The organism is Ensifer sp. CCNWLY38, assembly GCF_037120565.1.
In the GTDB taxonomy this organism is placed as follows: Bacteria; Pseudomonadota; Alphaproteobacteria; order Rhizobiales; family Rhizobiaceae; genus Ensifer; species Ensifer adhaerens_H.
In genome coordinates this window covers 38,867-61,279 of record NZ_JBBBBO010000017.1, presented here as the reverse complement: position 1 = coordinate 61,279, position 22,413 = coordinate 38,867, and the positions used below count along the sequence as shown (strand labels likewise).

Sequence of the window (22,413 nt, the reverse complement as noted above, 5' to 3'; positions counted from 1 at the left end):
CTCCATAGGCGTGTTTCCATGACTGTGCAGACTTCGCAAAAAAATCGATCCGCGGTTTACCAGCCATCCTTCAGAAATCCGCTTTCGGGGACAGCACGGTTTCGCCACACGCCAACGAGATGTTGCGTCCCGGCGATGACGCTTTTCTCCACTTCCAGCGAGACCTTGATAAAGTCCCGCAGAAATAATAGCGATCGGAGTTCGACCGAGAGAACATGGTATGGAAGACTGGACATATCCGCCCTCTCCCCATCCTGTGTTTCGTCATAGCTTTCCAGAAAGGCGTTCCACAAATGGGATTTGATCTCAGCTGGCTGTTGAAGACCGGTCAGCCACCAAGCGACGTTGGCGACATCTGCTACCGGATCTCCAATGGAGGTGTGCTCGAAATCGAAAAGGGTTACCCTGGATTTGCCAAAGCGTCCGTTCCCCGGCCAGGCATCGCCGTGCCGGATGGAAGTCTTGCCTGAGCTGGTCGATTCTCCGCGATTTGACCATTGGACGATCGCACCTTGGACCAGGGAGATCTCTTCGACCAATTTTCCCGATGCGGCCAGATGGGGTGCGCTGTCCACTCGCTCGACCTTTCCGGCTATGGGAATGGCGTGCAGTTTCCCAAGCGCCCGCCCGAACTGTCTCAACTGACCGACTGAATCATCGTACGGATCTCCGGGCGCGACGGTGGTGGCAATTCCAAAATAGGGCGCGCCATCCCACACGAAGGCGGTTCCCGCATGTTGCGGATCCATGAATGGCTTTGCTGCGATTGACGGTTCGTGGTCCGTGATGCAGGTCAGGATCTTCGCCTCGCGCTTTAACTCGACGGACGAGTGGAGACGTTCCGGGGACAGTCGAAGATAGAAATCGCCTTGCTCGCAGCGCCCGGCGAAAGTCTTATTCACCCCGTTGAGCACAAGCTCCAGATGAAGGTTGCCCTGATCCAGAACCCTGGACAGGGTGCGCTCGGCATTCTTGAGGTTCTCAACGTCACGCATATGCACTCTCCCGAAAGAAGGCCTCCAGATGCAAGATCGAGCAAATGTGGTGCAGTAGCTCAAACGATTTCGAATCGTAGAACCGCTCGACATCCGCTCGAAATTGTCGTGGCAGTACGAGGTCGAAGTCATACACCGCCATGTCGCGCACCAACGATCTGATTTTATTTTCTTCCTTCAACAATCCGGAAATGTCACCATCAAGGAAATTTTCCTTCTGGTAGTTGCGGAAGATCGATGTGCTTGGGATCGAATGCTCGATGTAGGATAAGAGAAGCGCCTTTTCAAAGCGAAGCTCGAACGGCAACGCGTGACAAAAGCGCACCAACGGGACGTTGCACAGCGGATAGAGCGGCCACAGGCCCTGTTGCATGACCAGCGGCGTGTGACGCGCCATCGCTGAGAGCGCCGATGTCCTGCTCGGTGCCACCGCGGCCGCGCTCCAGAGCGGTGCCTCAGCCAGTTCCCTCGCTGATTTCGTCAGGCAATTCAGGAACTGACATTCGACGAAGCTCGGATCCGGCCCGACCGCATCCCGCAGACGATCGGTTTCAAACTTTTCGCCCTGAAATGTCGGGAACAGTTCGTCGCCGCCATGGCCGCTTATGACCGTGTCTGCGCCTGCCGGCCGGGCACCGGCCCACAGTTTGTGGAATGCCGCATAGTAGGATTCGCTCTGGTAATAGAGGCTCTGAAATCGCGCCATGTTCGCGTAGCTGGGTAGGTAATCCCGCATGGATAGAATCCGCGAATTCGCGCGGCCGGCCGAAACTACGGTGGAGATGCGCTTCTCCTGGCTTGCAGAAAGGCTCGCATTGGGCACCAGGATCGACAGATGACGCGCACCGTGCCCGACGCTCCTAGCAAACGACAACGCAACGGTCGCCGAGTCGTAGCCCCCGCTCAGTTCAATCGCCGTCGCGGCTGGAACAAGCGCTCGTGTCTTCCAGACGTCATCCAGTAACGAGCTGAAGTCGGATAAGGCACGCGCCTTGTGGACATCGATTGGCCCATCGACGTCGAGGTCTGGTTCCGGCCCTGTCAGGCTCGGCGTGCCGCCGTCCCAGTTGATGACTGACCAGGGCGGCATCATGGCCACGCCGTGGTATGGGGTACGGGTCGAATATACTGCCCGATAAGCGGCGTGAATAAGAAACTGTTGGTCGAGGCACTCGCTCGACCGACCACGAGCAAGCGTCAGGATATCCCAGCTGCCCGTTAACTTCGGCCCCTCTCCGGAGACGTAGATCGGACAGGTTCCATTCGATCCCGACAGGAGCCTTATGCGGGTCGCGCCGGCGCCGTAGGCGCATTCGATCGCAAAGAGCTCATTCGGAAAACCGACGATTTCGCGAAAGGCCTTATCGTAGGCCGATTCCGATAGCATCTCCCCGGAAGGACGGAGTGTGACGGGGCCTTCCTGCCGACCGCGTTCATGAACGACGATCAGCCAACGTCCTTCAGCCAACATGAGCTCCATCGATATCGCTGGATGCGAGAAGGCTTTAACAAATGACCGATCGCCCAGACGACACGTCTTGCCCTTCAGAAGCGGCGCGCGGGGGCACTCATTCAGCTGCAGCTCGAATGCGATCATAGCGGCCTCCACGCGCCCGAGTGTCAGTAACGGAAGCGGTTGCTGTCGCCCTGCATCACAAATTTGGTGGCACGGGCCATCCGCTTGCTACGCTTCAGGGGTGCGATCGATTTGAAGGTGTTCATTGTCCTTTCCTTTCGATGACGTTGCTAACGCCAGAACGTTCCGCTGCCCACGCGATTATGTCCAAATGTTTCCATTTATAGCTGTAAGTGTGTCGATATAAGCTATTGTATTTGCAAACACTTCCGACATTCCAGGTGTGCTGCCAGAGCACTCCATAGCCGCCAAATCTTTGCTCGGGTGACCGGTCGGGCGGTCGCGATGATCGATTTACCTTGGCTCCTGGTAGGAGCCGATCCTCGGCCGATGTAAGTGCGGGGTGCGTCCCCATCGGTTGTACCGCCCGGCATCAAGATTCTGCTCAAGATTTCCGAGCTGAGTACTGTCGGGCGCCGGCGCCTTTCGCAGACCGCTGGCAACAGCGGAAAACGACCCGTGTGCGCCGGGTGCCAGATAAGCGTCAAGCTGACCCCTGCAAACCGAAACCTATCTATATTCCAGATAATACCTAACTTGATGCACCTCATCACACAGATAGAAAGGTCGCGGTCACGCAACAGAGAAGGATGATTTCGTCGTGTCTACTATGCGCACTTTCCCTGATCGAATGCGGCACGCGGTCCTGTTTGAGGCGCTCGGATTGGCTATCGTCACGCCGGCCGGGGCTTACGTGTTCGACCAGCCCGCAAGTCACATGGGCGTCGTCGGCATTTTCGCATCGACCTTGGCGACCATCTGGAATTTCGGATTCAATCTCGGCTTTGATCACACGATGCTGCGCCTCGTCGGGAATACGACGAAGACCTACGCGCTGCGCCTCCTGCACACGGCCCTGTTCGAGATCGGCTTTCTGATCATGCTCATCCCCCCGGTCTCGTGGTATCTCGGCATGTCGCTCTGGGACACATTCGTGATGGATGTGTCGATCGCAGTTTTCTACATGGTCTACGCTTTCGGCTTTAACCTTGCCTACGATCGGACCTTCCCAGTGCCCGTCCGTCGTTCGGCGGACACTGTGTAACGAAGGCGCGGCTGCGTGTCATTCAGATCGCTCGACTCTGGCAATGGCGCCCCAAAAAACTTGTCACGCGGCCAACCTCGTGCGCGCGCGCGCGCCGCTCGGCGCTATGGGGCGAAAGTTGCTCTGCGCCGACGGGAGAAGAAACATGCCATTCGATATTCGCCAGCTTCGTCATGCAATCGCAGCTGCGGACTGTCGCAGCTTCCATCGCGCTTCGGAGGCACTCAACATCAAACGATCGACGCTTAGCCGGAGCATCTTCCGCTTGGAAGAGCGTCTAGGCGCGACGTTGTTCATTCGGACGACTTCAGGGGTTTTAACTACTCGGGTTGGCAGGGAGTTCGTTCGCGAGGCGCGCCACATCGTCAGCAAAGTCGATCAGCTAGCTGCGAGCATGCGTGCTGCCGGACAAGGACGCGTCGGGGATCTGTCTATCGGCTATAATGTCCCGGTTTCCGCTGGCAACCTCCACACGACACTGCTCAGTTGGCGCGAAAGCAATCCCAACGTGGAGATCGATGCCGTTGAAGCTCAGCGCTTGGATCTAGTGAACGGTCTGAAGGAGCGCGCGGTCGATATCGCCATATTGCCCGGCGAGGCAAGCTATTCTGAAATCAAACGGGCCACCTTCTGGAGTGAACGGTTGCTCGTCGCGATGGCGGCGGACCACCCGCTCGCTGCATATCCGTCCGTGCAGTGGTCCGACCTGCGCGATGAGACTTTCTGGCTCACGGCCAATGATCCGGGGCCCGAGATTCACGACATGCTATTGGGTCATCTATCGGCATTCGGGACCCGCCCGAAAATCAAGATGCAGCCGGTCAGCCGCGAGTCGATCATGAACATACTGGGCGCTGGGATCGGCGTAACCATCACCTGCGAAGGTGCGGCGGGATTGCAGTATCCAAACATTGTCTTACGGGAGGTGCGTGCCTCTCACGGCCCCTGCTTGATCGCATATTCTGGGTATTGGCACGAAGACAACTCGAATCCAGCGTTGAAGAATTTTCTTGCCTTCTTGCGCAATCGCTTTGCGCTGACGTTTTGCCTCCCGTAGTGGCCATCGGGACCTTAGGTGGCATTCGCCTCCCTCAATAGATCAGGAGACAGCACAGCCCTTTGAACAGAGAAAGGGGGAATGGTGGGGTTTCTCATCAACCATTTAATCTACGAGCAGGTGTGCGAACAAATCTTTGCGCGCCCTCACTTCATTGTTGGCGGCGTTGCTGCCAAACCGTTAGCGCACGATATCGGAACAAGCGTCATGCCGGTTCGCGAGGCCCTTATCCGCCTCGCCCAGCAAGACGCGCTCGACAGTATCCCGTCGAAGGGATTCTTTATTCCGCCTCTCAAGGCGCATTACATCGAGGAGGCCTTCAATATTGCGCGCCAACTCGTTGCCAAGCAGCACAGCCCCACTTCGGACGATGGCAGGGCCGAACTGAAGGATGCCATCGTGCAGAACGTGCTACTGTCCTGGCATTGGGAGGTTTTTGAATGGGTTGCCACACCTTCAGGCTTCCGTTCTATCGAGAGGCGGCAATACACTGATTTCGACAGGAAATTCCTTGCGGTAGCGTCGAAGTGCATGGCGGAGGTCGATTGGACGATCATGCGCTATATCTGGGGCAAAACGATTCACTATCGATACTATATCTACAGCAACTTTGACCTCTACTCCGCCCCAGTGCCCAATTTGACCAGACAACCCAACCACCGGAACGAGGTAGCGAGCTTTGTCGATGAGGTTTTCAGACGATACGCACGCCTCGCCGGAATCGTCACGGCACAGGCCGGCGCCAACCAGCGCCCTTCGCCTTACATGTGATCGCCAATCGCTGCGGCTCTACACGCATTCAGTTACGCACGACCGATCGCGCAGATCGACAACGTTGTCTGTCTGACGGATTGTGCTCTTGCGGTGGGTGATCGCCAAGACGGTGACTTCGCCTGCGACCCTCCGAATATGGTCCATGATAGCTGCTTCCGTCGCCTCATCGAGGGCGGAGCTCGCTTCGTCCAGGAACAGAAACTTCGGTTCGCCGTAGAGCGCCCTGGCAATTGCAATTCGCTGACGTTCGCCACCGGACAGTTTCAGGCCACGCTCTCCGACGATCGTTGAGAACCCGTCGGGAAATTCTTCGATCCGATTGAGGATCGCCGCCTTCGCAGCGGCCACGCGCAGTCGCTGCTGATCGATCGGTCGGCCCAGAGCGATGTTGGCCGCTAGCGTATCGTTGAGCAGCATCACTTCCTGCGGAACGACGCCGACCGATGCATACCAATCCCGTCGGCTGACCTCGAACAGGTCAACGCCGTCGACACGAATTTGCCCCTTGGAAGGATCGACAGTTTTCAACGCCAGCCGGAGAACCGTCGATTTTCCCGAACCGGTCTCGCCGATAATGAAGGTGATGGCTCCTCGCTGGGCGATAAAGCTTACGTCCGCTATTCCACGCCCGTCGTCATAGGAAAAACCGACGTTCTTGAATTCGAGCCGTCCGCTGACGGCTGCGAGTTCGCCTCGCGCTGCAGTCCGGTCACTCTCCTCCGGAGACGCCCACATCTGGGCGAAGGGCCTGAATTGCGCATAGGATCTCACCAGGCTCTCGATCGCGAGACCAACCATCTCGAAAGGCTGGTTGAGTTGAAGAAGGAGTGCATTGAACAGCACGATGTCGCCGACAGAGACGGTCCCTTCTCGGTAGCGGGGCAGGAAGATGGTGAAAGCGATCGCGAACTGAATCGCAAGAGCGAGACCGTAGACGCCAGCATAGGCGATCCGTTTCAGACAATAGCTTCGCCAGTTGTGAAGGACCTCTTCAGCGCCGCGTCTGTAGCGGTCACTCATCCATCCGCAGCTCCCGAAGTAGCGCAACGTCTCCATCGAGGAAATCGCGTTACCCACCAACTGCGCATTGGCTTGCCCGGCCGTCGTCGCTTTTTCGAGGTGTGGCCGCGTCCATTTGTTCGAGAAATAGGTCAACGAGATGAACACTGCCCCATATCCAAGGACGACAAGGACCACCCTTGCATCAATGGCGGCACCCAGGACGGCCAGGGTCAAAGCAAGCTGCGCAAAGCCGGGTATGAGGACCATCAAGGCAAGTTGCACTACGACTATGAGAGCTTGTGTTCCCTGCATCTGCGCAGACTGAATCTCCGCTGGATTGTGCTCAACGAAGAACCGAGGCGATTTGTTGACCAAGCGCTCGAAAAAGCGAGTGGCGGCGATGAAATTTAGGTCCTCGGCGCTGATCGCGGCGAGGTACTTCACCATGCTTTGCAGCGCGATAGAGAGCCCAATGACAACGGCGTAGATCAAAAAACCCGCAGAAATCGTCTCCAGCCAGCGATCATCGGTCAGGCGATCGACAAGCCGCGAGAAAAGGTAGGGCGCGAAGACCGAGGCCAATGAAGAGCCGACCACGACGGCAGCAACGAGCACTATCGTATCTCGCGAGGCCTTCCAGAAGCTCGAGATGATCCCGCCGAGCGGAGCCATCACCATGCGCCAATCGCTCAGCTTTCCCGAAGTTGGCATTTCTGGTAATTTCCTTCGGATTTAGTGCCGTCGACACAGTCACGTCGCCAGCAACATCTGAAGGAGGCCGGACGCCGCGACTACGGCTAGACCTTAATAGGAGGCGACCGCTCGGCCGTGATAAGCGCGAAATACCCCGATTATAATATGTCTGGCATCTCGACGAAGTTGTCGTCCGCATCAATGGTCGCAGATGCTGGCTGTGGCGGACTGTCGATCAAGATGGATATGTTCTCGACGAGATCGTCCAGACCCGCCGCGACACCAAGGCCGCCAAGCGATTGCTGATGCGGCTTTTGAGGAAGCAGGGCTGTTCGCCCCGCATCGTCACCGACAAGCTGAAATCATATTCAGCCGCAAAGCGTCAGGTTATGCCTAACGTCGAGCATCCCTCGCACAAGGCTTGAACAACCGCGCCCAGAATTCTCACCGCCGTTTCGAAAACGGGAACGAATGCGGCAGGGCTTTCGATCGAAAGCTTAGGCCCAGAATCAACGTGACAACACCCATTTCCTCCTGTGCATCGCGGTTCAGGCCGCCCCGCGTTCCTCGATCGGCCGAACATTCTGGTTCACCCGGAAGAGGTTCTGTGGGTCGTAACGCCGCTTGACCTCCACAAGTCGGTGGTAGTTGCTGCCATAGGCCGCCTCGACCCGGTCGACCTCGTCTTCCGGCATGAAATTGACGTGGGCCGTCCCAGCGGCATAGGACTTCGCGGCCTCGAAGAGCTGCCGCGCCCGCGCCAGCGGGCGTGCACAATCATGACGAAATGCGAGCCGCCCTGCGGGAGGGCAGTCTCCTCGAACGCGATGCGACCCGATGAATATCTCGCATTCCGGCCCCGGCAGTTGACGGATGGCATCGAGCAGAAAGCCCGTCGTCTGATCGGAAAGCTCCATGAAAGAATGACTCTTCCAGTAGTTCCACGAGCAGGGCGCCAGCAATGGATCGAAGGCCTACTGCCAGCGGACGAAGGGATGCGGCGCGACGACGACGGTGATCGGCCTGCCGATCGCAGTCCGGCTGTCGCCTTCTCGCCCGCTTCGAGATCTCCGCAATAGCACATCGCGAGCATGAGCACGGCGCTCGCGCCGGAAGATCGCCATCAAGGCCGAGATGGGCGCGGGTTCGAAACACCCGCGCAAGGAGAACTGCCAGGCGACTATCGGCACCTTCAAGATGTCCGGCAACGAATTCGGCGAAATCGCCACTCTCTCGGTCCAGGCGAAGGACGTGGGCGTCGTCCCTGAAGCCAACAATCCTGGCGACAAGCCCCCAGCCACCGCGCCGAAATCGGCGCCGCCTGGGCCAAGCGCTCCAACGAAGGCCGCGACTATCTCGGCCTCAAGCTCGACGATCCGAGCTTCACCGCTCCGATCTACGCCAATCTCGTCGACGACGAGGACGGTGAAGGCTTCTCTCTCATCTGGTCTCGCCCCAGCCGCCGAAATCGCAACTGAGCCACACCACCCTCGCCTCGCCCGGAACCGACCGGGCGGGGCGAGAACACCGGTGGCCGTAGCCGATCGCATCGCCTGAAGTGCCTCTGAGTCCCGGTGCTTTATACGTCCAGCTCGCGTTTCGTTCCGGAATGATCGGCCGGCAACCGCCTCAGCAGATCCGCTGCTTCCACGCCGAGCACGTTGGCCAGCCGCTCCACAACATCGATGCTGGCATTGTAAACGCTCCGCTCAAGTGAGCTGATGTACGTGCGATCCAGACCGGCTTGATGCGCAAGCTCCTCTTGCGACAGTCCCTTGGCCTGTCGCAAGGCTCTTAAATTACGCGCGAACACCTCTCGAATTTCCATGGTCGAGAGAGCAGCGGCTTGATGAGTATTCCGCCACGGAGTATTCTCTACAACCGCAATTCTGAGGTGCGGACTTACTTGGTTGAAGGGGTTAGTTATCGGGTTGCCGACATGATCTCGCAGAAGTCTCGATCAGACGTCGTTGTCAGGCTTGACCAGTTCGACGTGACTGACATCGAGAACCTGAGCCAACTCGTAGAGGGTGATCACGGTCGGATTTCTCCGGCCGCGTTCCAGGCTGCTAATGTATTGCTGGCTGAAGCCGGAGCGCGCTTCGACCTCTTCCTGAGTCAGGCCCTTCTCCCGACGCAGGCGGGCAAAGTTGCGGCCGACCAGTTTGCGCATGTCCATGCGCCGGAGGATCGTGATTTACACACTTTAAGTTTATCAACTATAGTATGTAAACGCGAGCGCGCCGAGTGCGGCGACCAGGAGGATTGAAGTGACCGAGCCAGCTTTTCTGGACGAGCCACCGGAAGGTCCAATGCTGACGACCTACGATCGCGAGCACATGAAGCTCTATATGCGCCTCCTCGACGCAGCAGCGGACGGCGCCACCTGGCAGGAAGCCGTCGCAGTCCTGTTCGGGATAGATCCCGTCAACGAGCCGGAGCGCGCGCGCCAAGTCCATGAACGGCACCTGGTTCGCGCCCGCTGGATCAGCGAAAGCGGCTACCGTCAGCTTGCTGGGGAACGCAACCGCTGAAGCATCCTGTTGCACGAAACGCAACACGTGGTCCCCTCGCGGGGACTTCCGCAAAGCAATCAGTCCGGGAATCATTCTCGCAGCGCCAGCGAAATGGTTGCATGCGCTCGGAGAAAACGGATGCGCCCCGATACCTCACAATGGCGATCCTCATCGGCATACGACTATGTCGACGACCTTTCCGGCCCCGACCTCGCTTGGGAATGGCTACGCCGCAACACCGATTACCAACAGGACTTCCCGGCACTTCAACGAACCACCACTGACCGCCAAGCGCTCTTGCTAGCGCTCCGTCGGCGATGGGGGTTGCGATTTCCCGGTTGCGCCGTCACTCAATGCGACACAAACCATCGTGACGTGGTCACCGGAGCTGGATACCGGCGCAGTTCTGCTGACATCCACCGCCACAATCGCGCCAACGGAGCGGAATCTCTCCCATCTGCTCGACCAGACCCAGGCGCAGACAGACGAATTCGGCTCCTTCTTCCGCCACGTCTTGCCTGACGGCGACGCGGTGCAACTCCTGCGTCTCGCCGGCGTCGGCGCCGATGAGCCGCTCGCCGCGCTCATTCCCATCGATCCAGACGCGCTCGATCGTGTCGAGGCACTGCTTCGATTGGTGCAGAGTCTAATGGGCCGGCGCGTCGCCGAGGACACGCGTCTCACGCGCCAGAAACGTCGACGCGCGCGACACATGCTGCAAGCCGTAGACGGGCGCGCAAACGGCGCCAGTTACCGCGAAATCGGCGGCGTCATCTACGGACGAGAACGCGTGGCCTCCGAGCCCTGGAAAACCTCCGCTCTGCGTGACGCGACCATGGATCTGGTCAAGGACGGCCTGGCCATGATCGCCGGTGGCTATCGCAACCTTCTGCGTCACCGCCGCCGGTAGTGCCAGCCCCCCGAAGGGGTGGGATTTTTGGCTCGTCTATCTTCGCACTCCCCCCTTCCGGCTCTTCTTCGCCACCCTGCCCTTCGTCCGCCGCTCACGTCCGGCGCGCCCCACCGACAGCCACGGAGGCTCCATATGGCATCGAATACCGCCGGCTTACCCCCTCGCTACCTGCGCACGCCCGAAGCTGCGCGTTTTCTGAGCCTATCCGGCCGCACACTCGAAAAACACCGAACCTATGGGACAGGACCAGCCTACAGGAAGCTCGGCGGGCGGGTGGTCTATTCGATCGAGGATCTGCAAGCCTGGGCCGATCGCGGGATGTTGACCTCGACCTCCGACCCAAGAGGCAGCGTCCTTCCGGCAAAGCGCCATAGCGCCGTCGGGCAAGCACACACCGGCCGCCAACAGCGCTGAGGTCGCCGTGTCATGAAGCGACCGCGTATCATTGCCCTTAGCGAACGAGCGAAGCTCGACCCCTTCATCGTCGCCACTGGTGCCGCCGGTCCGCGCGATCAGCGCGACCTCATGGAGCGCCCCTTCTTTTCGTTGGCCAAGGCCAAGCGGGTTGCACCAATCCTCTACAAATCCGGTGACGTGCAAGTGGAAGTCTTTGCCATAGCCGAGCACGGCATGGCCACGATCTGGGACGCCGACGTTCTCATCTGGGCCGCGAGCCAGATCGTCGAGGCCGAAAATTTGGATCTTAGAACGTCCCGCTTTCTACGCTTTACGCCGTATCAGCTCCTGACTGCCATCGGCCGCGATACCGGGGCTCGGGAATACAAGCTCCTCAAGGGCGCTTTGACGCGACTTCAATCGACCGCGATCCGCACGACCATACGGCAGGGCGAGCATTGGCGACGCCACCAGTTCTCCTGGATCAACGAATGGGAGGAATGCACCAAACGTGACGGTCGGACGGAGGGCATGGAATTCGTCCTGCCCGACTGGTTCTATCGGGGCGTCGTCGACCGGTCACTCGTGCTCGCGATCGACCCGGCCTATTTCCGCCTGACCGGCGGCATCGAGCGCTGGCTCTACCGCGTCGCCCGCAAGCATGCCGGCCGACAGAGCAGTGGCTGGATCTTCGAGATCGCCCACCTTCATGCGAAGTCCGGCAGCCTCGCTCGCATGTCCGATTTCGCCTTCGATCTCCGGCGCATAGTCCAGCGACAGTCGCTTCCGGGCTACCGGCTTCGGATCGAGCGGCATGGCAGGCGCGAGTTGCTGCGCATGCTCCCCGCCACCCTGCCCACGGGCCCTGTGGACGACGCTGTGGAAACACCCGGGACTTCGGGCGCAACGACTGTCGGGACTTCAGGCGCATCGGCATCGGGATTTCGGGCGCATGGATCGCAACCAACCCTTTGGCGTGAAACGACCCTTCCCGGGCTTAACCTAGAATCTAACAGAGAATCTAACTTTCTTTCTGGCAGCGGCGATGTGGAAAAGACGTCCCGAAAGCCGGACCCGGGCCGTCGGGGCGACCCACGCGACGTTCAGCCCCGTGAAATCCCAAGATCAATCGGAGACGACTCATGACCGGCACCGCGAATCATCGCGGGCGTGGCATCTCGACGCCATCCGCCCGCCCATCCGACAACCTGACCCGTGTTGAGCTCACCTGGATCGAGAAGAAGATCGAGAGCTGGATCCGCTTCGGAGAGCCCGCACACGAAGAGATTCTGAGCCGTAGCCGGCGCGTCCTGTCCTTCCGTCCGGAGACGATCTTCGCCTTCGTTCGATGGGCCTCGAACGACTTCGGGACCATCATCTCGCGGATCGACATCGTGCGCGCCGTCTCATCAGGCGAGGCCTACCAGACGCTACCCTTCGTGCGGCCCGGCGGCGAGATTCTCCTCAAGGTGGAGGGCTTGCAGAAAATGGACCAGGTGCTGCGCACGATCGATGCCATAGAGGCGCTCGACATCGCCTGTCCCGATGTCTTTCCGGATCATTGGCGTCACATACATAACCGGCTCGCGGCCGGTCATGAGCCTCGCGCTTACACGCACGAGCAGCATCAGGCCTATCTCCTGCGCCGGAAAGCGACGCAATGACCCGCTTCGGCTGTGTCATCATGATGCTTCTCGCTTCGGCCGCGATTTTCATCTCGGCGGCGTTGCCAATCCCCGTGAAGCTTGTCTGGAACACGTGGGCCAGCGCGCCGATCGGCCTCTATGCGATCGAGGCTCCTGAGCGGCTCGAAGTGACCCACCTGGTCGTTGTCTCGGTACCCGAACCGCTTGTGACCCTGCTCTCCGACTGTGGATATGTGCCGCGCGGCGTGCCGTTGATCAAGCACATCGCCGCCCTGCGAAAGTCACCAAATCATCGTCGATGGGGCCATCGGCGCCGCGCTCGATCGCGACCGCTCGGCCGCGATCTGCCCGCTTGGCAAGGCTGTCGCCGCCTACAATGCGGGGCCGGTACGCTAGGGCCGAATTCGAGGCGTTAAGTGGCGCGGATTAGAGGCAACGAATTTCGATGTACAAGTATACCGCCGAAGCCTACGTACCGGTCCCGCATCCGGAACGGGTCGCGGAAAAGGTCTGCGCGCGTTATCGCGACTATTGCCACTCGATCGACGATATGGGCGCCGATAGGTTGCTCTACTTCGGCGACGCGCGTGCGATCCTGAGGCTGACGGATGAAGGTCTGCACCTCCAAGTCGACGCGCAGGACACCATCACCTTCTATGGCATCAGGACACTTCTGCTGGGAAGCCTGTGCGCCATCGCGAAGTTTTCAGGTGAACACGTTGAGTGGCACTCGGCCGGCAGCGTGCCTTTCGGCACGATGTAAGGATGCCGCGGAAGCGGTGGCCCGCCCTGGACCTTTGCGGGTACCCTTCAGTCGCTCAGCATGGTTGTCCGCACGGGTTCGCAGTACTGGCAAAGCGCCCTTTCCCGCATAGCCCCATTTTCGGTCCCCGACGGCAGACAATATCCTCGCCACCATCAGACGTCTCTGCGGCAAATCTTCGAAATCAGAAAGTGGGTTTAAATCATACATTCCCGCCTCACGCTGATGTAACGTGAACACGGCAATTGATGAGAAAGGGCTTTGCGACAGATAGCGCGCACGGCATCGGGTTCTATTGAATTCGTAGCCCTCGCTCGCGCTCCACGCGATGAGACTGGATTCTCAGAGGCAAAAGCACTAAGTATAGCCAAGTTAGCTAAACGGGACTCCCATGCAAGTTACAATCCATAACGCCAAAACGAATCTGTCCAAACTCATCGAGGCGGCAAGGGCTGGCGAAGAAGTTGTCATCGCGAAGGGCAAGACCCCTGTTGCCCGGATCGTTGCTATTCCACAAAGCAAGTTCACCGTCGGGCTGCTGAAGGGCAAGGTCACAGGGGAGGGACCGGATTTCTTTAAGCCGATGAGTGAAGATGAACTCGCTCTTTGGGAAGGCGCGGTGTGACAGCTGTGCTTCTCGACACCCATGCTTGGGCATGGTCACTAACGGGCGATATGCGCCTGTCCACCAAGGCAACCGCTCTCATCACGGAGGCTGACAGCGTTTTTGTCAGTCCCATCAGTTTCTTCGAGATTGGGCAGAAAGTCCGTATCGGCAAGTGGCCGGAGATGGAACCATTCATCAATGACTTGCCGAGCTTGCTGGCTGAACAGGGTGGCAGAGTTGCCGCACTGGCGCCGGAAGTGTGTTTGAAAGGGGCGACCCTCGCCTGGGAGCATCGCGACCCATTCGACCGCTTGCTGGCGGCGACCACGCTCGCTCTTGGAATCCCGCTGATTTCAGCGGACGAAGTTTTCGACACGCTCCCGGATATTAGCCGATTGTGGTGACTTCTGCCCCAGACGTCTCTGGTCCGATGGCACGCCTCCAAACATGATCGAATCAATTACTTGACGAGCAACTGGCAGCGCCCCCCCGCTTCACCGAAAAGCAGGGCCAGTATCTCGCCTCGGCCTATAGCCAGATCAACGAACGGGCGCCGGCCGAGCGTGACCTGCAACGCTATGTCGGCGTCGCCCGAAGCATCGAACTGCTCGTCAATCACAACAGCCTACCCACGCTGCAACCCAACCAACCCGTCAAATCCTCTGTGCAGAGGTACTAAGGCCTGAAACCTTGCCGCTTTTCCTGGGAATAGATGTCGGCGAGATTGATGCTCCCAACTCAGTGGCAAGGAATGTTCAGCAATTCGGAACATCCTTCCCTGTGCTCGGGCGGCGGTGCGGCCGAGATAGATCGTGTTCCGGTGCACAATGGCGCCGAGGTGCGCGAGGATCGTAAGATGGCGGCCGCCGCGCGAAATGCCCGCTTCAGCATGAGCGCTGACGCAAATACCGCAGGAAACTCCCTTTGACGCAATCTGCAAACCAGGCCACCAACGTCGCGCATGCCGGGCTTGGTCATCTCTTCAGCGTTACGGTGAGGTTGGCTAACGCAATCTGATTCTCGATGACCGCCCGGTGGCGATCTCAGTACGGCCGATCGATCGTAAAGGGTTCATGTTCAGCTTGCGCTTCTCCTCCTGCCTTCTTCAATGCGCTCCGGTAATTCAACGGGCGCGGTCGATGACGCGCCGCTCACGCTCCGAAATGATCTCCTGACTGCTCTGCACGCGAACCGTCTGCTGCAAGACCTGCAGCCGATCCCGCATCGCCTCCAACGCGCGGCGCTGCACCAGCGACACGCGATTGATGACGTCCTTCTCGCCACGCAGGATGGCGTTTCTGCCGAAGCGCTCGTCGAGCGCCCGGCTGACGGAGACGAATTCTTGGGCGACGCGCGGATCGAGAAAACCCGCGGCAATCTCGATCTTGCCCTCCCTCTTCTTCATCTCGGTCGTCAACTGCCGCAGCGCGCCCTCAGCCTGCTGCGACAGACCGGGAATAGCGACCGCCATACGCCGGCGCTCGTCGGCAATAGCCTGGGTTTCAGCCTCAAGCGCAGCGGCATAAGACGCTCCGAGGGAACGGACACGGCTTGTCGCTTCGGGCAGAACCTGAAGCGCGACCTTCCGCTCGCGGCCGACAGCAAGCAACTTGTCAATGATGCGATCGGAGCCACGCAGCGCGCCATAGGCCGCCGGATCGTTGCTGACGGCTGCGGCAACCCGCTCGCCGGCAAAGCCCTTCACGACAAGCTCCTCGATCTTGGCGACCGCGCCGGCCGGATCGCGCCAGATGCGCATTGCCGCCTCGGCGAGGACGGCGCGATGATGATTGTAATGGGGAACGGCAAGCGCCCTTTCCCGCGCTTCATCGGCAATCGATGTCTTGAACTCCGTGACGGCGGCAAGCATGGGCAACACGGGCACTGTCTCCTTTCCGAACTCGATGCTTGCGCCGGCGACGATTTTCGAGCGATCCTGCTTTTCTGCGAAATGCTGCTCGTCGCTGAAACGCCTGATCACCTCGAACAGGCGCACTAGCGTTTCACGGTGGTCAGTGGTGAGATTTGCCGGCATGCGCTCGGCAACATTTCGCTCGGCGATCGGATCGGCCTTCGCGGTGAAGGCATTCCAGCCAAAGCGTGTGGTCAACGCCTCGTTGACGGCCTTGACCTCCTGAACAAGCAAATGGTCCTCAGCGGCATAGGCGAAGGCAGTCTTGTAGGCATCGGCCCCGCCGCGCTCCCGGACCGCCTCGACTTCGACGAGACGCGCCATCGCCTGTTTCGAAAGCGCGGGGATGGACAACGACATATAAGCGCGCCGCTGTCGCTCGCGGATGGCGAAGCGCTCAGCCTGCCTGCGTGACTCGGTTGCATGCGCGCGCGCCAACGGCAGCAGCTCCGATAAGGCGGCCATGGCAGCGTTGCGCTCGTCGCGGGCGGCGCGGCCATCGATCATCAGATTGGATCCGCACAGGCGGCCAAGGCGGTCGGGCGCCAGGGCAAGATCTTCTGCAATCTTGCGCGGCTCGACGCCTGCACCCGACGCCAGAGCGTTGAGCGCCGACAGCGCGCCATCGGGGTCGCGATAGATTTTCTGCAGCACTGGCCGAAGTATTTCCTCCCGCTCCTTCCACCGTTCCGAGGAGAGCTGCGCGAGACGCGCATACTCTTCAACGCTGCGGGGGAATTCGGTGGCGGGTGGAATCAAATAGTTCCCACCCAACGGAATACTGGCAGCGAAGGCTTCTCTGCGTTCCTCCCTGTACGAGACGCTCCGTTCCCGTTCGATCGCGAAATCGAGCGCAATGCTTGCCCGCTCCCAGAGCTTCGCCAGCTGCGACCGCTTCTCCGCAAGCCACGCCGACCGTCGCGCCGCGCCCTCCTCTAATTCCAAAGTGACCCGGGCGAGCGTCTCGATGCCGCGCCGGCGGGCAAAATCACGGACATGCTCCCGATAGCCTTCCTCGCTTTCGAAATCGAGCGTCGTTGTCTTGGCGCCAGATCGCCCAAGTCGCTCAACAAGCCGCTTGAACACATCCGGCCGATGGCTTTCCCGCTCGATCCTAGCCTTGCGCGCATCGGCAGTTTCGACTTGGGTTCCAGTCCAGACGTTTCGCTCGACCTGACGTTCCTCGAGGCGCTTCTTGCCGGTCTCTTCATCAGTGACGGACACCTTTACCGTGACCGTTTCGACGCCATCCTTGCGGAGCGTCACGGTATCGCCTGTCGAGATTCCACTCTGCTCCAGTGCCTTCGGCAGGCTCACGCCCCAAAGTCGGTGAACGGTTCCGTCGTCCGTCCTCACATCGGCGTACGGGCTTTCCTTTGCATCAGCATCCTGCGGCCGGAACTTGGCCCACCCGGTGTCCACCAATTCACCGGTGACGCCGGATGCGTGATCGACACGCGGCCGGTGCCCCCATTCCGACTTCGGTTCAAAATTCTCGCGCGCAGCGTAGAGATCGGCGCGGTTACGATGCCGGGTCATCGCCACATAGGTCAGATGCCGGTCCATCATTCCGGTGGCGAGCACGAAGGTCCGATCGATGGTCGAACCTTGAGATTTATGGATGGTCGCGGCATAGCCGTGATCGACATTGCGGTAGCTGTCCTCGCTGATTACGACGTCGCGGCCATTGTCGAGATGCACCGTCAGCAGCGCGTCTACGCGTTTGTCGCCAGTCGAAATGACCGTGCCAAGCATACCGTTCTTCACATATTGGGGACCAAGCCGCCTTGCGCGCGGTTCGAGGAAGCGGGCGTTTTCGAGGAAGATGACCCGGTCGCCGGCGGCAAACTCGCGAAGTCCACGTGCCGTCTGGAATTGCCGCGCTCCTGTCAGCGCCCGCTCGTCGATCATGACCTTGCGTAAGGCCTCGTTCAGCTTCCAAACGTCATCGTTGGTGTGGGCGAGAACAAGCAGTTCGTCACCGCGAAGACGATCCGCATGTTCGCCCGCAGCCGATTTGCGCAGCAGTTGATGACGGACATCGACCCAATCGGCAACGATGCGGTCGATGATTTGGGCCCGGGTTTCGGTCTCGACAATACGGCCCTGCTGGGCGTAGGCGTCGAGGCCCTCTTCGACCTTGCCGCGGGCGAAGAGGCGGGATGCCTCGCGCGCCCACGCATCACGCTGGCGGCGCACACCGGCAAGTTCCGCAAAGCCGATCCGTTCTGTGATTGCCCTGAACGCCGCACCCGCTTGGATCGGTTGAAGTTGCATTGCGTCACCGACGAGCACGACCTTTGCTTCTGCTTGCTCGGCAATACTCAGGACGCGCGCCATCTGCTGCGAGGAGACCATGCCGGCCTCGTCGATCACCAGCACATCGCCACGGTTGAGCTGCTCACGCCCAGCGGCCCAAGCTAATTCCCACGAAGCCAGCGTGCGCGACCGGATGCCGGAACTGTCCTCCAGCCCTTCGGCGGCCTTGCCGGCAAGGGCCCCGCCGATCACCCGCCGGCCGTCGCTTTCCCAGGCAACGCGTGCCGCAGCAAGCAGCGTCGACTTGCCCGCCCCCGCAAGACCGACGACGGCGGCGATGGCATTGCCGCCTGTCACGTGACGAACGGCATCGACCTGTTCCGTATCGAGCCTGAAGGACTTTTCCGGATCGGCCGTTTCGATGCTTCGTACGGCGGCGGAGACCTTGGCAGCGCAGACGGCGAAGCCCGTCCGCACCGACAGAACTTCGGCAGACTGCGCCATATCATATTCGATGCGCAGGATTTTCCGCGTGGTGAACACCGCCGGCTCTGTCGCCTTGCCCGTTTGGGTGTCGACCTGCTGCGGCTTCAGCAGCACCAGATCGTCCGAAGCCATAAGCCGCGCGCGGATGTTGGCGAAGTCCATTGGATCATCGACATAGCGGTGCAGCGCCTTGGCGATATCGCGTTCATCAAGGGTGGAGCGTTCGTTGCCGAGCTGCTTGAGGAGAAGCTCCGGATCGGCAAGCAGCCGGTCGGCCATCTCCTGTCGCCGCGCCAGATCGGCCGGCGCGAAATACATCTCGACACCCTTGCGCGCGAGCGCCGCCTTCTCCGGGCCGAGGTGTTTCTGTGCGATCCCATCGAGGCCTTGCTCAGCATAGGAGCGGCCGTCGAGACGGATCTCATGGCCGGCCAGCGCCAGGTAACGGTTGACCGTTTCGGCCCAGGCGACCTTCCATGCCTTCATGGTTTCCTTGTCGCCGGCCCAGAGCTTGTAGACGATCTTGCCGTTCGGCCTGTTCGGCGTGACGACACGCAACAGCTCCCCGTCGTCGCCCAGGACCGGCACCTTCTTCGGCCCAAACCCCTCCTCCGTAAGGGGCCTGAGCGCCATCATCAGATGGATATGTGGATTGCCGTCCTTGTCGTGAAACACCCAGTCGGCGATCATTCCTTTCGATGTGAAGTTGTCGCGGACAAATTCACGAACGAGCGCGGTATTCTCCGCTCGCGTCAGCTCTTCCGGCAAAGCAATGATCAACTCCCGCGCAAGCTGTGCGTCGGCCCGCGTCTCAAACGCATCCACCGCATTCCAGAACGCCTCGCTTGCCGCGGCGACAGTCTTGCCCGCGATCGCCGCCCGCAGCCAGCCCGGGATATCGTCCGGCAGCGCCAGTTCCTCATGCACCAGCTCCGACGCGCCGCCACGGTAGCTGAAGGACGTTCCGGCCTGCTCGTCCATCATCCGGGCGCGATGGCGGTAGGCGGCGGCCGAGACGATACTGCGTCCCGCTCCCCTGCTGATCACCTGCGCTCTGACGAACATGATCGCCACGACTGTCTCCGTCCCTCCGAGCACGTCGCGCCAGCGACGTATATTGCGCCCTCAAACCGGTCGGACCGGAGGACCGATGCCGCTTCTCCGGAAGGCGCCGACGGTCGGATTCCGGCTGCGACGTTTTCGGGATGGCGCACATTAATCTAGTTTACGATCATTTTGTAGATAGTATAATCGCCGCTAGTCAGATTACTCAAACAGGAACGGACACCGGTATGGCCACAAAATCATCGATTTCCGATATCGACGCCCAGATCGAGAAGCTCCGCGATCGTAGACGAACACTGATAGTAAAATCCGCTGAGCGGTTTGCGCGCGCCGCCACGAAATCGGGTCTGGCGGAAATGGCGATCACTGACGAGGAACTTGACGCGGTCTTCGGGGAGATCGCTGCTCGATTTCGCAAAGGAGAGAAGGAAGGGGCCTTTGGCTCAACTGCTTCACCGCGTCGACAGGCAAGTGGCGGGTCTGGAACGCCGGCGGAGGTTTCTCATGACGAGTGAACGAAAGCGCGAGTCCCGCGAGAAATTCCTGCTCGGTGGCATTGTCGCGAGAGCGGGTCTCACGAAGGCCGACCGGGCGTTTCTACTCGGCGGTCTCATCGAACTTGCAAGCGTCGCGCCGGGCACCGCCGAGCATCGGCGCCTGCGCGATATCGGCGAGGAAGCATTCAAGGCTCCCACGTCAGAGGGCGGATCACCTCGTATCGCGGAGACGACGGAATGGCACTGAAGTCAAAACCCCATCCGAGCCTTTTGCTCATTCTCTTGCCCGTCGCTGTTACCGCCTTTGCGGTCTATGTCGTGGGCTGGCGCTGGTCGGTGCTCGCTGCCGGACTGTCCGGGAAGGCGGCATACTGGTTTCTACGAGCCTCACCGCTACCACCGTTATTGCTCGGGCCGCTCGCAGGCCTGTTGACCGTTTGGGCCTTGCCGTTGCACCGGCGAATGCCGATAGCCATGGCGAGCCTCGTTTGTTTTTTGACAGTCGCCAGCCTCTACGCGCTGCGTGAATTCGGCCGACTGTCCCCATCCGTGGAAAGCGGCGTGCTATCATGGGATCGGGCGCTGTCCTATCTCGACATGGTCGCTGTCGTCAGCGCAGTCGTTGGCTTCATGGCCGTGGCTGTGGCCGCGCGCGTTTCCACCGTGGTCCCCGAACCGGTAAAGCGCGCCAGGCGCGGAACCTTCGGGGACGCGAACTGGCTGCCGATGTCGGCGGCGGGAAGACTATTTCCGCCGGACGGCGAGATCGTCGTCGGCGAGCGCTACCGCGTCGACAAGGACATCGTCCATGAACTGCCCTTCGATCCAAACGATCCGGCGACGTGGGGGAAAGGCGGCAAAGCGCCGCTACTGACCTATAAGCAGGATTTCGATTCCACCCATATGCTCTTCTTCGCCGGGTCGGGTGGATACAAGACCACAAGCAATGTCGTGCCGACGGCGCTGCGTTATACCGGGCCGCTGATCTGCCTCGACCCTTCCACCGAGGTCGCGCCCATGGTGATCCAGCACCGAACCCGCGTGCTCGACCGCGAGGTGATGGTGCTTGATCCGACGAACCCGATCATGGGCTTCAACGTGCTCGACGGGATCGAGCACTCGCGACGAAAGGAAGAAGACATCGTCGGCATTGCTCACATGCTCTTGTCGGAGAGCGTGCGCTTCGAAAGCTCGAGCGGTTCCTACTTCCAGAACCAAGCACACAATCTCCTGACCGGCCTGCTCGCGCACGTGATGCTGTCGCCGGAATATGAAGCGCGGCGAACCTTACGCAGTCTTCGGCAGATCGTCTCCGAGCCGGAGCCCTCGGTGCTGGCGATGCTGCGTGACATTCAGGAGCATTCCGCGTCCGCCTTCATCCGCGAGACGCTCGGCGTTTTCACCAACATGACCGAGCAGACTTTTTCTGGGGTCTACTCGACAGCATCGAAGGACTGCCAGTGGCTGTCGCTCGACGGCTACGCCGCACTCGTTTGCGGCAATGCTTTCAAATCGAGTGACATCGTCTCGGGCAAGAAGGACGTATTCCTCAACATCCCGGCATCGATCCTGCGCTCCTATCCGAGCATCGGCCGCGTGATCATCGGCTCACTGATCAATGCCATGATCCACGCCGATGGCGGCTTCAAGCGCCGGGCGTTGTTCATGCTCGATGAGGTCGATCTTCTCGGATACATGCGCGTTATGGAAGAGGCGCGCGACCGCGGCCGAAAGTACGGCATCTCAATGATGCTGATGTACCAATCGGTCGGCCAGCTGGAGCGGCATTTCGGGAGGGATGGCGCGACGTCGTGGATCGACGGCTGCGCCTTCACAAGCTATGCCGCGATCAAAGCGCTGGACACAGCGCGCAACGTCTCCGCCCAATGCGGTGAGATGACGGTAGAGGTGAAGAGGAGTTCCCGTAACGTTGGCTGGGACATAAAAACCGCCGGGGGCCGCCAATCCGAAAGCGTTAATTTCCAGCGCCGGTCGCTGATCATGCCACACGAAATCACCCAGTCGATGCGCAAGGACGAGCAGATCATTATCGTGCAAGGTCATAGCCCGATCCGTTGCGGGCGCGCGATCTATTTTCGGCGGAAGGATATGGATCAGGCAGCTAAGGCAAACCGCTTTGTCCGGGTTTAA

22 protein-coding genes and 3 pseudogenes are annotated in these 22,413 nt (G+C 60.1%); 18 read left to right on the top strand and 7 right to left on the bottom strand.

What is annotated here, in order from left to right; genetic code table 11:
- Positions 1-56: 56 nt before the first annotated feature.
- Both V7S54_RS29355 and V7S54_RS29350 read right to left on the bottom strand, forming a co-directional pair.
- A complete protein-coding gene (locus tag V7S54_RS29355; RefSeq protein WP_336409544.1) occupies positions 57-995 on the bottom strand; it encodes a phosphotransferase family protein in 939 nt (312 codons plus the stop codon).
- Positions 988-2,592: an asparagine synthase-related protein gene (locus tag V7S54_RS29350; protein ID WP_336409543.1), complete on the bottom strand. Its 1,605-nt coding sequence runs from the start codon at positions 2,590-2,592 to the stop codon at positions 988-990. Before V7S54_RS29350 ends, V7S54_RS29355 begins: the two co-directional genes overlap by 8 nt.
- Positions 2,593-3,241: 649 nt before the next feature.
- Between V7S54_RS29350 and V7S54_RS29345 the strand changes: the two genes are divergently transcribed.
- The 3 genes from V7S54_RS29345 (at position 3,242) to V7S54_RS29335 (ending at position 5,504) form a co-directional block, all read left to right on the top strand.
- The gene (locus V7S54_RS29345; RefSeq protein WP_336409592.1) at positions 3,242-3,676 is read left to right on the top strand and encodes a PACE efflux transporter; all 435 of its coding nucleotides are present in this window, start codon (positions 3,242-3,244) and stop codon (positions 3,674-3,676) included.
- A gap of 145 nt (positions 3,677-3,821) precedes the next feature.
- Positions 3,822-4,733, top strand: coding sequence for a LysR family transcriptional regulator (locus V7S54_RS29340; RefSeq protein ID WP_336409542.1), 912 nt, complete (start codon positions 3,822-3,824; stop codon positions 4,731-4,733).
- Positions 4,734-4,814: 81 nt separating this feature from the next.
- Positions 4,815-5,504, top strand: coding sequence for a hypothetical protein (locus V7S54_RS29335; RefSeq protein WP_336409541.1), 690 nt, complete (start codon positions 4,815-4,817; stop codon positions 5,502-5,504).
- 18 nt (positions 5,505-5,522) lie between these two features.
- Here the strand turns inward: V7S54_RS29335 and V7S54_RS29330 are convergent, their stop codons facing one another.
- Positions 5,523-7,220 (bottom strand): ABC transporter ATP-binding protein, encoded by a 1,698-nt coding sequence (locus V7S54_RS29330; RefSeq protein ID WP_336409540.1) that lies wholly within the window; start codon positions 7,218-7,220, stop codon positions 5,523-5,525.
- Positions 7,221-7,369: 149 nt separating this feature from the next.
- On the opposite strand from V7S54_RS29330, the pseudogene V7S54_RS29325 reads away from it, so the two are divergent.
- Positions 7,370-7,694, top strand: a pseudogene (locus tag V7S54_RS29325) (IS6 family transposase); the annotation flags it as partial.
- A 56-nt stretch (positions 7,695-7,750) separates the two neighbouring features.
- Here V7S54_RS29325 and V7S54_RS29320 read toward each other — a convergent pair.
- Positions 7,751-8,301: pseudogene (locus V7S54_RS29320) on the bottom strand (BBE domain-containing protein); the annotation flags it as partial.
- 35 nt (positions 8,302-8,336) lie between these two features.
- Between V7S54_RS29320 and V7S54_RS29315 the strand changes: the two are divergent.
- Positions 8,337-8,680 (top strand): annotated as a pseudogene (locus V7S54_RS29315) (DUF736 domain-containing protein).
- A gap of 101 nt (positions 8,681-8,781) precedes the next feature.
- Here the strand turns inward: V7S54_RS29315 and V7S54_RS29310 are convergent.
- Together V7S54_RS29310 and V7S54_RS29305 are read right to left on the bottom strand one after the other, a co-directional pair.
- Positions 8,782-9,030 (bottom strand): helix-turn-helix domain-containing protein, encoded by a 249-nt coding sequence (locus V7S54_RS29310; RefSeq protein WP_058326589.1) that lies wholly within the window; start codon positions 9,028-9,030, stop codon positions 8,782-8,784.
- Positions 9,031-9,162: 132 nt separating this feature from the next.
- The gene (locus tag V7S54_RS29305) at positions 9,163-9,381 is read right to left on the bottom strand and encodes a helix-turn-helix domain-containing protein (protein ID WP_336409539.1); all 219 of its coding nucleotides are present in this window, start codon (positions 9,379-9,381) and stop codon (positions 9,163-9,165) included.
- Between the two features lie 91 nt (positions 9,382-9,472).
- Between V7S54_RS29305 and V7S54_RS29300 the strand changes: the two genes are divergently transcribed.
- From V7S54_RS29300 to V7S54_RS29255, 10 genes are all read left to right on the top strand, one after another.
- Positions 9,473-9,736 carry a DNA -binding domain-containing protein gene (locus tag V7S54_RS29300; RefSeq protein ID WP_442892626.1) on the top strand — a complete coding sequence of 88 codons (264 nt, stop codon included), beginning with the start codon at positions 9,473-9,475 and terminating at the stop codon, positions 9,734-9,736.
- A gap of 93 nt (positions 9,737-9,829) precedes the next feature.
- Entirely contained in the window at positions 9,830-10,240 is a 411-nt protein-coding gene (locus V7S54_RS29295) for a transcriptional regulator domain-containing protein (protein ID WP_336409590.1), read from the top strand.
- Positions 10,125-10,628 carry a DUF2285 domain-containing protein gene (locus V7S54_RS29290; protein ID WP_336409589.1) on the top strand — a complete coding sequence of 168 codons (504 nt, stop codon included), beginning with the start codon at positions 10,125-10,127 and terminating at the stop codon, positions 10,626-10,628. The genes V7S54_RS29295 and V7S54_RS29290 overlap by 116 nt, the downstream gene beginning before the upstream one ends.
- Positions 10,629-10,763: 135 nt before the next feature.
- Complete coding sequence (locus V7S54_RS29285) at positions 10,764-11,045, top strand: helix-turn-helix transcriptional regulator (RefSeq protein WP_336409538.1); 282 nt, start codon at positions 10,764-10,766, stop codon at positions 11,043-11,045.
- A 12-nt stretch (positions 11,046-11,057) separates the two neighbouring features.
- Positions 11,058-12,173, top strand: coding sequence for a replication initiator protein A (locus V7S54_RS29280; RefSeq protein ID WP_336409537.1), 1,116 nt, complete (start codon positions 11,058-11,060; stop codon positions 12,171-12,173).
- Complete coding sequence (locus V7S54_RS29275) at positions 12,170-12,691, top strand: DUF2840 domain-containing protein (RefSeq protein WP_336409536.1); 522 nt, start codon at positions 12,170-12,172, stop codon at positions 12,689-12,691. The genes V7S54_RS29280 and V7S54_RS29275 overlap by 4 nt, the downstream gene beginning before the upstream one ends.
- Positions 12,688-13,089: a hypothetical protein gene (locus V7S54_RS29270; protein WP_336409535.1), complete on the top strand. Its 402-nt coding sequence runs from the start codon at positions 12,688-12,690 to the stop codon at positions 13,087-13,089. The genes V7S54_RS29275 and V7S54_RS29270 overlap by 4 nt, the downstream gene beginning before the upstream one ends.
- Positions 13,090-13,118: 29 nt before the next feature.
- The gene (gene rctB / locus V7S54_RS29265; RefSeq protein ID WP_336409534.1) at positions 13,119-13,436 is read left to right on the top strand and encodes an SMa0974 family conjugal transfer regulator; all 318 of its coding nucleotides are present in this window, start codon (positions 13,119-13,121) and stop codon (positions 13,434-13,436) included.
- 391 nt (positions 13,437-13,827) lie between these two features.
- A complete protein-coding gene (locus tag V7S54_RS29260; protein WP_336409533.1) occupies positions 13,828-14,061 on the top strand; it encodes a type II toxin-antitoxin system Phd/YefM family antitoxin in 234 nt (77 codons plus the stop codon).
- Positions 14,058-14,447: a type II toxin-antitoxin system VapC family toxin gene (locus V7S54_RS29255; protein ID WP_058323407.1), complete on the top strand. Its 390-nt coding sequence runs from the start codon at positions 14,058-14,060 to the stop codon at positions 14,445-14,447. The genes V7S54_RS29260 and V7S54_RS29255 overlap by 4 nt, the downstream gene beginning before the upstream one ends.
- Before the next feature lie 719 nt (positions 14,448-15,166).
- On the opposite strand, the gene traA is transcribed toward V7S54_RS29255, so the two are convergent.
- Positions 15,167-19,774 carry a Ti-type conjugative transfer relaxase TraA gene (traA, locus tag V7S54_RS29250; RefSeq protein ID WP_336409532.1) on the bottom strand — a complete coding sequence of 1,536 codons (4,608 nt, stop codon included), beginning with the start codon at positions 19,772-19,774 and terminating at the stop codon, positions 15,167-15,169.
- Between the two features lie 218 nt (positions 19,775-19,992).
- Between traA and V7S54_RS29245 the strand changes: the two genes are divergently transcribed.
- The 3 genes from V7S54_RS29245 to traG are packed head-to-tail and all read left to right on the top strand — an operon-like array spanning position 19,993 to position 22,413.
- Entirely contained in the window at positions 19,993-20,280 is a 288-nt protein-coding gene (locus V7S54_RS29245) for a TraC family protein (RefSeq protein ID WP_336409588.1), read from the top strand.
- Positions 20,270-20,509 (top strand): conjugal transfer protein TraD, encoded by a 240-nt coding sequence (locus tag V7S54_RS29240; protein ID WP_336409531.1) that lies wholly within the window; start codon positions 20,270-20,272, stop codon positions 20,507-20,509. Before V7S54_RS29245 ends, V7S54_RS29240 begins: the two co-directional genes overlap by 11 nt.
- Positions 20,500-22,413 carry a Ti-type conjugative transfer system protein TraG gene (traG, locus tag V7S54_RS29235; RefSeq protein ID WP_336409530.1) on the top strand — a complete coding sequence of 638 codons (1,914 nt, stop codon included), beginning with the start codon at positions 20,500-20,502 and terminating at the stop codon, positions 22,411-22,413. Before V7S54_RS29240 ends, traG begins: the two co-directional genes overlap by 10 nt.